This window comes from Streptomyces sp. NPDC036813 (assembly GCF_055609245.1).
In genome coordinates this window covers 108,525-120,385 of record NZ_JBVJPV010000014.1, presented here as the reverse complement: position 1 = coordinate 120,385, position 11,861 = coordinate 108,525, and the positions used below count along the sequence as shown (strand labels likewise).

Here is an 11,861-nt window from a genome sequence, read left to right as displayed (position 1 = left end):
GGCCCTCACGCGGCCACGAGCCCGACGGCACGGCCCTCAGCGGCCGCTGTCGGGCCGAGGAGGGCCGTCAGCGGGCTCCAGCGGCGGCTGCCGGGACAAGGCCGGGGTGGCCGCGGGCCAACGGCGCCAACGGCGCCAACGGCTCGGGCATACGGGTGAGCGGGTGTCACGCCCTGGGGCCCCCGTCGCCGAGGCTCACGGCGTGCGTTCGGCGGCGGTGCCGCCGGGGGCGGTCCGGTGGGCGCGGTGTGACAAGCCCGCGGGAGTCGTCCCGGAACCGAACGGTTCAGCAGGGCTGCGGTTTTGGTTCTGTCTGTTGCGTCGAGGGGACCGGCTCGGGCGGGAGTGCCCAGGGCAGTTCGATGGCGACCGTCTTGCCGCCCTCGCGGGTGGGGCGGACGCGGAGTCTGCCGCCGCACTCGGCGGCCAGCCAGCGGATGATGACCATGCCCCGGCCGTTGTCCTGCTGGACGGCCGCGGGCAGCCGCTTGGGAAAGCGGGGGTGGCTGTCCGTGACACCGATGCGCAGCAGCTCGTCGCGGTCCAGGGTGACGTCCACCGTGAACGTCGGGGATTGCCCGAACGTGTGCTGCACGGAGTTGGTGGCCAGTTCGGAGACGATCAACCGGATGCTGTCCGCCAGCTCCGCGTCCGACGGCAGACCCCATTCCGCCAGGGTGCCGGCCACGAAGCCGCGGGCCGCGGACACCGAGGCCGGATCGCTCGGCAGAGTGACGGATGCTTCCAGGTGGTCTGCCATGGCGACGTCGTCCCTTTCCCACGGGACCGCAGTCCGGCACGGAGCCGGTGGTTCGAGTACGGTCCCGGACTGGTGCTTCGCCGCCAGACTGCCATCACCACGCCGGTCACGGAGGCGATCCACCAAGATATGCATATATCTGTCGCTCGAAGCGGTGAACTCTGCCACGGCAGACCGTATCCGGGCGGCTCGGACGGAGTAAGGAGGGGCGCATGCAGCACGGTCCCGCGGTGCGCCGCCGGAAGCTGGGCGCCGAACTGCGCGCGCTGCGCGCCCGGGCGGGACTCACCAGCGGGGAGGCCGCCCGGCTGGTGGGCTGGCACCAGTCGAAAGTCAGCCGGATCGAGACCGGCTCGAGTGGCGCGAAACCGTCCGATGTGCGGTTACTGCTGAACGCGTACGGCGTCGAGGACGACGAACTGCGGGACCTGCTGCTGGTGTTGGCCGGCTCCCAGGTCGGCGGCAGGGAGCACTGGTGGCACGCCTACCGCGGGGTGCTGCCGCCCACGTACCGCGACTTCATCAGTCTGGAGTCGCAGGCCAGCGCGATGCGCACGCTGGAGACCTCGGTCGTGCCGGGGCTGCTGCAGACGCCCGCCTACGCCCGCGCGGTGACCCGGGCGGCCGTCGGCGCGGTGGACGAGGAACGGCTGGACGCGCTGGTGGAGGTGCGTCTGGCCCGCCAGGACGTGCTGCACGCGCCGCGTCCGCTGAAGCTGAGCGCCGTGCTGGACGAGGCGGTGCTGCGCCGGGAGGTGGGCGGTCCCGAGGTGATGGCGGAGCAGCTGCGGCGGCTGCTTCAGGCCGCACGGCTGCCGCAGGTGCGGTTGCAGGTGTTGCCGTTCTCCGCGGGGGCGCATGTCGGCATCACCGGGCCTTTCGTTATTTTCTCATTTCCGAGCACTTCTGATCTGGACGTGGTTGTTCTCGACCACATGACGAGTAGCCTCTACCTCGAACGGAAAGAAGACCTCCGGGCCTACGCGGAGGCCTTCAACTCCCTTCGGATCCACGCCCTTTCCCCCGAGGACTCGTTGGATTTCATCGCCTCACTAGGTGACGGCGCGTAAGGAGGCACCATGACCGCACTGCCTCGCACCATCCCTTTCAGTACCGATCTGCACGGCGTGCGCTGGCTGCGCAGCAGCTACAGCACCGGAGCGAACAACTGCGTCGAGACGGCCCGGCCGGCCTCCGGGCACTGGGCCGGGCTGCTCGCCGTACGCGACTCCAAGGCCCCGGACGGGCCCGCGCTGCTCTTCTCCCCCGGGAGCTGGGCGGCGTTCACCGCCGCCGTGCGCCGCGACTGAGCACGGCACACCCCGGGCGAGGGCACGGCCGTGGACGCCGACTCATGGCCGCGTCTCGCCGATCACCCGTACAGCGCGTTCGATCTGATCTTCGGTCAGGTCCGCACGGGCGGTCAGCCTGAGCCGTGAGATGCCGTCGGGCACGGAAGGAGGTCGGAAACAGCCCACAGCCAGGCCGGCCGTCCGGCAGTCGGCCGCCCAGCGCACGGCCTGCTCCGGGGACGGAGCGCGCACCGAGACCACGGCGGCGTCCGGCCGTACCGCCTGATGACCCGCGGCCGTCAGCCGGGCGTGCAGCTCTGCGGCCACCGCGCGGGCCCGTGCCGCCCGCTGCGGCTCGCGGCGCAGCAGCCGCAGGGCCGCGAGGGCGGAGCCCGCCGCGGCCGGGGCGAGCCCCGTGTCGAAGATGAAGGTCCGGGCCGCGTTGACCAGGTGGTCGATCACCCGTGCGGGCCCCAGGACGGCGCCGCCCTGGCTGCCGAGCGACTTCGACAGCGTCACGGTCACGACCACGTCGTCCCCGCCGGCGAGCCCCGCCGCGTACGGCGCGCCGCGCCCGCCGTCACCCAGGACGCCCAGCCCGTGGGCGTCGTCGACCACCAGGCCGGCGCCGAATTCCCGGCAGGCGACGGCCAGTTCGGCCAGTGGGGCGGCGTCGCCGTCCACCGAGAACACGGTGTCGGAGACGGCGATCGAGGTGCCCTCATGGGTGCCGAGCGCCTTGCGCACGGCGTCCGGTTCGGCGTGCGCGACGACCTGCGTGGTGCCGCGGGCCAGCCGGCAGCCGTCGATCAGGGATGCGTGGTTGCCCGCGTCGGAGACGATCAGCGAGCCGTGCGGGGCGAGTGCGGTGACCGCGGCGAGGTTGGCGGCGTAACCGGAGGAGAAGACGAGCGCGGCCTCGAAGCCGCAGAAGTCCGCGAGCTCGCGTTCCAGCTCGGTGTGCAGCTCGGTCGTACCGGTGACCAGGCGGGAACCCGTCGCGCCGCCGCCCCATGTCCGGGCGGCCCGTGCCGCGCCCTCGGTGACCTCCGGATGGCGGGCCAGACCCAGGTAGTCGTTGCTCGCCAGGTCCAGCAGCGGCGTGTCGGCGGGGCGGGGACGCAGGGTGCGCACGAGTCCCGCACGGCGGCGCGCGTCCGCCTGCTCGTCGATCCAGCCGAACGCCATGGGTCCTCCGGGATTTTGTAGGCAGTGCACAGACACTAGCGGGACACACCGCAGCTCAGGATGTGGCAATACCCACACCTCGAACGGCCTTGTTTGTGCGAACTCTCCTTGGCCTGGCCTACCCCCGTAAGACAGGATCAGCTCCCATGGACCTGCTGAACACGCTGGTGGACAAGGGACTGCGGCGCGAGCTGCCGACCCGCGAGGAAGCCCTGGCCGTCCTCGCCACGACCGACGACGAACTGCTCGATGTGGTGGCCGCGGCCGGCAAGGTACGCCGGCACTGGTTCGGCCGACGGGTGAAACTCAACTACCTGGTCAACCTCAAGTCCGGCCTGTGCCCGGAGGACTGCTCGTACTGTTCGCAGCGCCTGGGGTCCAAGGCCGACATCCTGAAGTACACCTGGCTCAAGCCCGACGAGGCCTCCCAGGCCGCCGCCGCGGGTCTGGCCGGCGGCGCCAAGCGGGTGTGCCTGGTGGCCAGCGGGCGCGGCCCGACGGACCGGGACGTGGACCGGGTCTCCGAGACCATCAAGACGATCAAGGAGCAGAACGAGGGCGTCGAGGTGTGCGCCTGCCTCGGTCTGCTCTCCGACGGCCAGGCCGAGCGGCTGCGCGAGGCGGGCGCGGACGCCTACAACCACAACCTCAACACGTCCGAGGGCACGTACGCGGACATCACGACCACGCACACCTACGCCGACCGGGTCGACACGGTGACCAAGGCGCACGCGGCGGGCCTGTCGGCCTGCTCCGGTCTGATCGCCGGCATGGGCGAGAGCGACGAGGACCTGGTGGACGTGGTCTTCTCGCTGCGCGAGCTGGACCCGGACTCCGTTCCGGTGAACTTCCTGATCCCCTTCGAGGGCACCCCGCTGGCCAAGGAGTGGAACCTCACCCCGCAGCGCTGCCTGCGCATCCTGGCGATGGTCCGCTTCGTCTGCCCGGACGTGGAGGTCCGTATCGCGGGCGGCCGCGAGGTCCATCTGCGCACGATGCAGCCGCTGGCGCTGCACCTGGCCAACTCGATCTTCCTTGGCGACTACCTGACCAGCGAGGGCCAGGCCGGTAAGGCCGACCTGGAGATGATCGCGGACGCCGGGTTCGAGGTGGAGGGCGCCGGCGAGGTGACGCTGCCGGAGCACCGGGCGGGCGCGGCCGGCGGCTGCGGGTCGCACGAAGCGGCAGGTGGCTGCGGTTCCGACGCGGCGGCGGGCGGCTGCGGTGGCCACGAGGGCGCGGAGGGCTGTGGGTCGCACGCCTCGGCCGGCGGCTGCGGATCGCACGAAGGCGCCGGGATCTGCGGTACGGCCGCCCCCGCGCCGGCGGCGAGCGAGCCCCGTACCGACCTGGTCGCCGTGCGCCGGCGCGGCGCGGGAACGGACCTCGCGCCCAATGCCTGACCTGAGCGTGCCCGAGCTGCTGGAACTGGACCGGCGGCATGTGTGGCATCCGTACGGCCCGATGCCCGGGCAGACCGAACCGCTCGTCGTCGAGGCGGCGAGCGGGGTCCGGCTGAAGCTCGCGGACGGCTCGGGTGAACTGGTCGACGGCATGTCGTCGTGGTGGTCTGCCATCCACGGCTACAACCACCCGGTGCTCAACGAGGCCGCGACCGAACAGCTGGGCCGGATGAGCCATGTGATGTTCGGCGGGCTCACGCACGAGCCCGCCGTGCGGCTGGCGAAGCTCCTTGTCGACATGTCGCCCGACGGCCTGGAGCACGTCTTCCTCGCCGACTCCGGTTCGGTGTCCGTCGAGGTCGCGGCCAAGATGTGCCTGCAGTACTGGCGTTCGCTCGGGCGCCCCGAGAAGCAGCGGCTGATGACGTGGCGCGGCGGCTACCACGGCGACACCTGGACGCCGATGTCGGTGTGCGACCCCGAGGGCGGCATGCACGAGCTGTGGTCCGGGGTGCTCCCGCACCAGGTCTTCGCCGACGCGCCGCCCGCCGACCACGACGAGGCGTACGCCGAGCACCTGCGCGCGACGGTGGAGCGCCACGCCCATGAACTCGCCGCCGTCATCGTCGAGCCGGTGGTGCAGGGCGCGGGCGGCATGCGCTTCCACTCCCCCGCCTATCTGCGGGTGCTGCGCGAGGCGTGCGACGCGCACGACGTGCTGCTGGTGTTCGACGAGATCGCGACCGGGTTCGGCCGTACGGGCGCGCTGTTCGCCGCCGACCACGCGGCGGTGTCCCCGGACGTGATGTGCGTCGGCAAGGCGCTCACCGGCGGCTATCTGACGATGGCGGCGACGCTGTGCACCGCGCGCGTGGCGGACGGCATCTCGCGGGGCGAGGTGCCGGTGCTGGCGCACGGGCCGACCTTCATGGGCAACCCGCTCGCCGCGTCCGTCGCCTGCGCCTCGATCGAGCTGCTGCTCGGGCAGGACTGGCTCGCCGAGGTCAAGCGGATCGAGTCGGGACTGCGCGAGGGTCTCGCGCCGGCCCTGGACCTGCCCGGCGTACGGGACGTGCGGGTCCTCGGCGCGATCGGCGTCGTCCAGCTGGACCACCCGGTGGACATGGCCGCCGCGACCCGCGCCGCGGTGCGGGAGGGCGTGTGGCTGCGGCCGTTCCGCGACCTGATCTACACGATGCCGCCGTACGTCACGTCGGACGCGGACGTGGCACGGATCTGCCGTGCGGTGTACGCGGCGGCCGAGGAGGGATGACATGCCGGTACTGGTGATCTCGGGCACGAACACGGATGTCGGCAAGACGGTCGCGACCGCCGCGGTGGCGACCGCGGCCCTCGCGGCCGGCCGCTCGGTGGCCGTGCTGAAGCCCGCGCAGACCGGGGTGGGCCCCGACGAGCGCGGGGACGCCGACGAGGTGGCGCGGCTCTCGGGCGGCGTCACGGTGGCCGAACTCGCCCGCTACCCCGAGCCGCTGGCGCCGGCCACCGCCGCGCGACGGTCCGGACGGGCGCCGCTGCATCCGCAGGAGATCGCCGAGGCGGCCGCCAAGCTGGCCACCGAGCACGATCTGGTGCTGGTGGAGGGCGCGGGCGGGCTGCTGGTGCGGTTCGACGCGGCGGGTGGCACGCTCGTGGACGCGGCGGCGCTGCTGCGCGCGCCGGTGCTGCTCGTGGCCTCGCCGGCGCTCGGCACGCTGAACATCTCGGAGCTGAGCGCGCGGGAACTGCGGCGACGGGACGTGGAGCTGCTCGGCGTGGTGATCGGCAGCTGGCCGCGCACGCCCGACCTGGCCATGCGCTGCAACCTGGAGGACATGCCGGTCGTGGCCGGCGCCCCCCTCCTCGGCGCCCTGCCGGAGGGCGCGGGCGCCCTGTCCCCGGCCGACTTCCGCACGGCGGCTCCCGGCTGGCTGGCCCCGCGCCTGGACGGCACCTGGGACGCGGAGGCGTTCCGGGTACGCGAGGCGCCCTGACGGCCGGTCCGGGCCGGCCCGCGAGGGCGCGACGCGGACGTGGGCGGTGCGCTGCCGCGCGGTGCGGTGCAGTGCGGTGCAGGGGGCTCAGTCTCCGGTCGGTCGCCTTTCATCCCGCGCCACGGGGAGGGCCGGCACGGGCGGGGTCCGAAGGGGTGGCTCCGCCTCACCGTCGCACCACGGCGGGCCGGTCGTGTCGGCGCCAGGCGGGCGGGCCCGCGCGGGGGGTTTCCCGGCGTGCCGGTGCCGTAGGCGGAGCGGAAGGGGTGGGTCCGGGCGGGGCGGGGGAGAATCGGCGTAAGGCCCGTCCTGCCGAGGAGGTCTCCCATGCCGTTGCGAGCCGCCGGCTCCGGCAAGGTGCCACCGGACGCCGTCCACCATCCGCTGTTCGCCCGCTACTACGCCCGCGTGAGCGTCGCCATGGAGTCCCGGGCCGGTATGGCCGGTATCCGCGGGCGGCTGCTGGCCGGGTTGTCCGGGCGGGTGATCGAGGTCGGCGCGGGCAACGGACTGAACTTCGCGCACTACCCGGCGGAGGTCGCGGAGGTCGTCGCCATCGAACCGGAGCGCACCTTGCGGCAGTTGGCGCAGCAGGCGGCCCTGCGCACAGAGGTACCGGTCGACGTGGCGCCGGGCGCGGCGGAGGCGCTGCCCGTCAAGAGCGAGGCCTTCGACGCGGCGGTGGTCTCGCTGGTGCTGTGCAGCGTGCGGGACGTGCCGCGCGCGCTGGCCGAGGTGCGGCGGGTGCTGCGCCCGGGCGGGGTGGTGCGCTTCTTCGAGCACGGCGCCGGCGGCGGTACGGCGATGCGGTTCACCCAGCGGGCCCTGGACCGCACGGTGTGGCCGGCGCTGAACGGCGGCTGCCACCTCTCGCGCGACCCGGTGGCCGCCTTGCGCGCCGCCGGGTTCGAACTCGGGCCGTACCGGCGGGTACTGATGCCGGAGCAGGGGCTGCGGCTGCCTCCGTCCTACTGTGTGCTGGGCACAGCGTGGCGGCCGGTGGAGTGACGCGGTGACTCACGCGCTCCACTGCCGCAGCTCGCGCGCGATGTCGTCGACGGACGCCTCACCGCTCTTGACCAGCCGGGCCAGTTCGCGGACCTGCTCGGGCGAGGTGACGACCTTCAGACCGCTCGCGACCAGGTAGGCGTAGGCCACGGCGGAGGCGAACAGCGCGTTGGAGCGCTCCAGCGCGGGCACGTGGATCAGCAGATGCAGCAGGGCGGCGGCGCGATCGTACGGGGTGTCGTAGACGGGGACGTCGAAGATCTCGGCCTGATGGCGGGCGACGGCGGCGACCAGCGCGCCCCAGTCGGTGACCTGCGGGTCTCCCGGTGTCTGCTGCTCGGCGAGCATCAGCAGCCAGGCGAGATCGATGCGGAGGCTGCTCAACGGATCAGCTGTGTCCGTCCCGGGCCCCGTCCCGGGGGCCCTCCCGCCGCGCGCCGTCCCGGTCGGCGCCGAACTCCTCCGCGAACACCGACGCGTAGCTCTTCATGAAGTCGGCGGCGGCTTCCACGAACGTGCGCCCCGCCTCACCGGCGTCCTGCCGGACCAGTTCCTCGATGTAGCGGTTGACGCTCATCCCGCGGGCCAGCGCGCGCTCCCGGGCGGCGCGGGCGGTGTCCTCGTCCACCCGCACGTTCAGCTGGGTCTTCGCCATACCTCGACGCTAGCGCCGATGCGCTAGCACCGGCAAGGGCGCGCGGGAGGCCGCACGTGTACCGCGTGTGCGCCGGGTCACACTACGCTCGGCCGGGGACGACCGCCCGGGCCGTACCGCCGCTCCGGGCCGCCACGAGGAGGCAGCGTGTCCAGAACTGCAGCGGAGCACCCGCCCGGCTCCGCCCCGGCCGACGTCACCGCGGCCCGTGCCCGCGGGCTCACCAAGGCGTACGGCCAGGGCGAGGCCGCCGTGCTCGCCCTGGACGCGGTGGATGTGGACATCGCCCGGGGCCGCTTCACCGCGGTGATGGGCCCCTCGGGTTCCGGCAAGTCCACGCTGATGCACTGCCTGGCGGGTCTCGACTCCGTCTCGGCCGGCCGGGTGTGGCTCGGCGACACCGAGATCACGGGGTTGCGGGAGCGGGAGCTGACCCGGCTGCGGCGGGACCGGATCGGGTTCATGTTCCAGTCGTTCAACCTGATCCCGACACTGAACGCGCTGGAGAACATCACCCTGCCGATGGACATCGCGGGCCGCCGGCCGGACCGGCAGTGGCTGGACCGGGTCGTGGACACCCTCGGCCTGCGCGACCGGCTCGGCCACCGTCCGGCCCAGCTCTCCGGTGGCCAGCAGCAGCGTGTCGCGTGTGCGCGGGCACTGCTCTCCCGGCCGGAGCTGATCTTCGCGGACGAGCCGACCGGGAATCTGGACTCGCGGGCCGGCCTGGAGGTGCTGGGGTTCCTGCGGGAGGCCGTCGACGCCCTCGGGCAGACGGTCGTCATGGTCACCCACGACCCGGGCGCGGCCGCCCATTCCGACGTGGTGCTCTTCCTCGCCGACGGACGGATCGTGGACCGGATGGAGCATCCGACGGCGGAGGCGGTGCTCGAACGCATGAAGCGGTTCGACGTGCTGCGCGCCCAGGCCGACAGCGCCGCCCTCCCCGTCGAGGAGGGCTGACGCGTGCTCCGCGCGACCCTGCGCAGCTTCCTCGCCCACAAGGGCCGCCTGCTGCTGTCCGCGCTGGCGGTCGTGCTGTCCGTCGCGTTCGTCGCGGGCAGCCTGATCTTCTCCGACACGGTCACCCGCACCTTCGACCGGCTCTTCGCCTCCACCGCCGCCGACGTCACCGTGGCCCCGAAGGAGGACCTGCGCACGTCGGGGCCCAGCGGCGCCGTCCAGACCCTGCCCGCCTCGCTCGCCGCCCGCGCGGCGAAGGCCCCCGGGGCCGCCTCGGCGCACGCGGACGTGAGCGTGCAGAACGTCACCGTCGTCGACAGCCGGCGCCGGTCGGTGAGCCCGACCACCGGCGCGCCCACCCTCGCGCGGGACTGGCACGTCACCGACCGCAGCCCGGTGAAGCTGACCTCCGGGCACGCCCCGCACGGAGTGCACGAGGCGCTGCTGGACGCCGACACCGCCCGCAAGAAGCACGTGCGGATCGGCGACACGCTGACCGTGCTGGCCCAGCCGGGCACCTTCACGGTCCGCGTGACCGGTATCGCCACGTTCACGACGACCAACCCGGGCTCGGCCCTGCTGTACCTCGACCCGGCGCACGCGGCCCGGCTGCTCCTCGGGTCCGCCGACCGCGCGACGGCCATCTCCGTCACGGCGGCCCCGGGCGTGGGGGACACCGTGCTCAAGCACGGGGTCGCGGCGGCGCTCGGCACCGGGCCGTACACCGTGAAGACGGCCGGTGAGCAGGCGAAGTCGGCGGCGCAGCAGCTCGGCACCTTCCTGAAGGTCATCAAGTACGTCATGGTGGGCTTCGCCGGGGTCGCCGTGCTGGTGGGCATCTTCCTGATCGTCAACACGTTCTCGATGCTGATCGCCCAGCGCACCCGTGAACTGGGGCTGCTGCGCGCCCTGGGCGCCGACCGGCGGCAGGTGCGCCGTTCCGTACTGACCGAGGCCGTGCTGCTCGGCCTGGTCGGTTCCACGCTGGGCCTGGCGGCCGGGATCGGTCTCGCGGCCGGGCTGATCCACCTCATGGCCGCCTTCGGGATGCATCTGACCACGGCCGAGATGGCCATCGGCTGGGTGACCCCGCTGACGGCCTACGCCGTCGGGGTCGGCGTCACCTTCGTCGCCGCGTATCTCCCGGCGCGGCGGGCCTCCGCCGTCTCCCCGATGGCGGCGCTGCAGGACGCCGAGGTCGCCGGGGTGGGCCGGCCACTGAAGGCGCGCGCGATCGCCGGCGCGGTGGTGGGCGCGCTGGGCGCGGCGGCGCTCGCGGGCTGCGCGGCCTCCTCCCGGACCGCGACGGCGGCCTCGCTGCTCGGGCTCGGTGTGGTCCTCACCCTGATCGCGACCGTCGTCGCGGGACCCCTGCTGGTGCGCCCGGTGATCCGGGTGCTCGGCGCGGCCTTCCCGGCCGTGTTCGGTTCCGTCGGCCGGATGAGCCAGCGCAACGCGCTGCGCAACCCGCGCCGGACGGGGGCGACCGCGGCCGCCCTGATGGTCGGGCTCGCCCTCGTCGGCGGGCTGTCGGTGGCGAGCGCCTCGATGTCCCGCTCGTTCGACGAGCGGATCGACAAGACGCTCGGCGCCGACTTCGTGGTGCAGAGCGGCCGGTACGCGGCGTTCTCCAAGGACGTCACCGCTCAGGTTCGCGCCACGAGGGGCGTGGGTCTGGTCGTACGGCAGCGGTTCGCGCCGGTCGCCGTGCGGCTGCCGGACGGGCGGCGCGTCGTCTCGACCGCTTCGGGCTACGACCCGCGCCTCGACGACGTCGCGCACCTGACGTACGCCGCGGGCGGCACGTCGGGCGCGCTGGCCCCGGGCGGCATCGGCATGGACGCCGGGTTCGCGCGGGACCACGGCGTCCGGCTGGGCAGTGTGCTGCCGGTGGAGTTCCCGGGCGGCCGGCGCGCGCAGCTGCGGGTCGGCGCGCTCACCGAACAGGAGGCCACCGAGGGCTTCGGCATGAGCGGCGGACTGTTCCTCGGCATCGGCACAGTGGAGCGGTACGTGCCGGGCGGGCAGGACGCGGCACTGTACGTCAACGCCGCCCCCGGCACGGGCCCCGAGAAGCTGCGCGCCCGGCTGGAGCGGGCGCTGACGCCGTATCCGCAGGTGCAGGTGCGCAACCAGGCCGACTACAAGAAGTTGGTGCACGACCAGATCGCGGTGCTGCTGTACCTGGTGTACGCGCTGCTCGGGCTGGCGATCGTCATCGCGGTGCTGGGCGTGGTGAACACGCTGGCGCTGTCGGTGGTGGAGCGCACCCGGGAGATCGGGCTGCTGCGGGCGATCGGGCTGAGCCGGCGACAGCTGCGGCGGATGATCCGCCTGGAGTCGGTGGTCATCGCGGTGTTCGGTGCGGTGCTGGGGCTGGGGCTCGGGCTGGTGTGGGGGCTGTGCATGCAGCGGGTGCTGGCCCTGCAGGGCATGAAGGCGCTGGCGGTACCGTGGTCCACGATCGTCGCGGTGGTGATCGGATCGGCGGTCGTCGGGGTCGTCGCGGCGCTGCTCCCGGCGTTGCGTGCCTCACGCATGAACGTGCTGGCGGCGATCGCGCACGAGTGATGGAATCGCGAAGTCCCTTGATGGTGAGGA

At 73.3% G+C, this 11,861-nt stretch carries 12 protein-coding genes; 8 read left to right on the top strand and 4 right to left on the bottom strand.

What is annotated here, in order from left to right:
- Positions 1-286: 286 nt before the first annotated feature.
- A complete protein-coding gene (locus tag ACZ67Q_RS27350) occupies positions 287-760 on the bottom strand; it encodes an ATP-binding protein (RefSeq protein ID WP_471187134.1) in 474 nt (157 codons plus the stop codon).
- 212 nt (positions 761-972) lie between these two features.
- On the opposite strand from ACZ67Q_RS27350, the gene ACZ67Q_RS27345 reads away from it, so the two are divergent.
- Together ACZ67Q_RS27345 and ACZ67Q_RS27340 are read left to right on the top strand one after the other, a co-directional pair.
- Positions 973-1,830: a helix-turn-helix domain-containing protein gene (locus ACZ67Q_RS27345; protein WP_471187131.1), complete on the top strand. Its 858-nt coding sequence runs from the start codon at positions 973-975 to the stop codon at positions 1,828-1,830.
- Positions 1,831-1,839: 9 nt separating this feature from the next.
- The gene (locus tag ACZ67Q_RS27340; protein ID WP_471187128.1) at positions 1,840-2,070 is read left to right on the top strand and encodes a DUF397 domain-containing protein; all 231 of its coding nucleotides are present in this window, start codon (positions 1,840-1,842) and stop codon (positions 2,068-2,070) included.
- Between the two features lie 42 nt (positions 2,071-2,112).
- Here the strand turns inward: ACZ67Q_RS27340 and ACZ67Q_RS27335 are convergent, their stop codons facing one another.
- Complete coding sequence (locus ACZ67Q_RS27335) at positions 2,113-3,240, bottom strand: 8-amino-7-oxononanoate synthase (protein ID WP_471187125.1); 1,128 nt, start codon at positions 3,238-3,240, stop codon at positions 2,113-2,115.
- Positions 3,241-3,386: 146 nt separating this feature from the next.
- Here ACZ67Q_RS27335 and bioB point away from each other — a divergent pair, with 146 nt between their 5' ends.
- The 4 genes from bioB to ACZ67Q_RS27315 all read left to right on the top strand — a co-directional run bounded on the left by bioB (position 3,387) and on the right by ACZ67Q_RS27315 (position 7,642).
- Entirely contained in the window at positions 3,387-4,643 is a 1,257-nt protein-coding gene (gene bioB, locus ACZ67Q_RS27330; protein WP_471187122.1) for a biotin synthase BioB, read from the top strand.
- Positions 4,636-5,916 carry an adenosylmethionine--8-amino-7-oxononanoate transaminase gene (locus ACZ67Q_RS27325; RefSeq protein WP_471187119.1) on the top strand — a complete coding sequence of 427 codons (1,281 nt, stop codon included), beginning with the start codon at positions 4,636-4,638 and terminating at the stop codon, positions 5,914-5,916. Before bioB ends, ACZ67Q_RS27325 begins: the two co-directional genes overlap by 8 nt.
- A gap of 1 nt (position 5,917) precedes the next feature.
- Entirely contained in the window at positions 5,918-6,634 is a 717-nt protein-coding gene (bioD, locus tag ACZ67Q_RS27320; protein ID WP_471187116.1) for a dethiobiotin synthase, read from the top strand.
- A 327-nt stretch (positions 6,635-6,961) separates the two neighbouring features.
- Entirely contained in the window at positions 6,962-7,642 is a 681-nt protein-coding gene (locus tag ACZ67Q_RS27315; protein WP_471187114.1) for a class I SAM-dependent methyltransferase, read from the top strand.
- A 9-nt stretch (positions 7,643-7,651) separates the two neighbouring features.
- Here the strand turns inward: ACZ67Q_RS27315 and ACZ67Q_RS27310 are convergent, their stop codons facing one another.
- Entirely contained in the window at positions 7,652-8,026 is a 375-nt protein-coding gene (locus ACZ67Q_RS27310) for a fic family toxin-antitoxin system, toxin component (RefSeq protein ID WP_471187111.1), read from the bottom strand.
- A 4-nt stretch (positions 8,027-8,030) separates the two neighbouring features.
- Complete coding sequence (locus ACZ67Q_RS27305; RefSeq protein WP_471187108.1) at positions 8,031-8,297, bottom strand: antitoxin; 267 nt, start codon at positions 8,295-8,297, stop codon at positions 8,031-8,033.
- Positions 8,298-8,444: 147 nt separating this feature from the next.
- Here ACZ67Q_RS27305 and ACZ67Q_RS27300 point away from each other — a divergent pair, with 147 nt between their 5' ends.
- Together ACZ67Q_RS27300 and ACZ67Q_RS27295 are read left to right on the top strand one after the other, a co-directional pair.
- The gene (locus ACZ67Q_RS27300; protein ID WP_471187105.1) at positions 8,445-9,260 is read left to right on the top strand and encodes an ABC transporter ATP-binding protein; all 816 of its coding nucleotides are present in this window, start codon (positions 8,445-8,447) and stop codon (positions 9,258-9,260) included.
- A 3-nt stretch (positions 9,261-9,263) separates the two neighbouring features.
- Positions 9,264-11,831 carry an ABC transporter permease gene (locus ACZ67Q_RS27295; RefSeq protein ID WP_471187102.1) on the top strand — a complete coding sequence of 856 codons (2,568 nt, stop codon included), beginning with the start codon at positions 9,264-9,266 and terminating at the stop codon, positions 11,829-11,831.
- Positions 11,832-11,861: the final 30 nt, after the last annotated feature.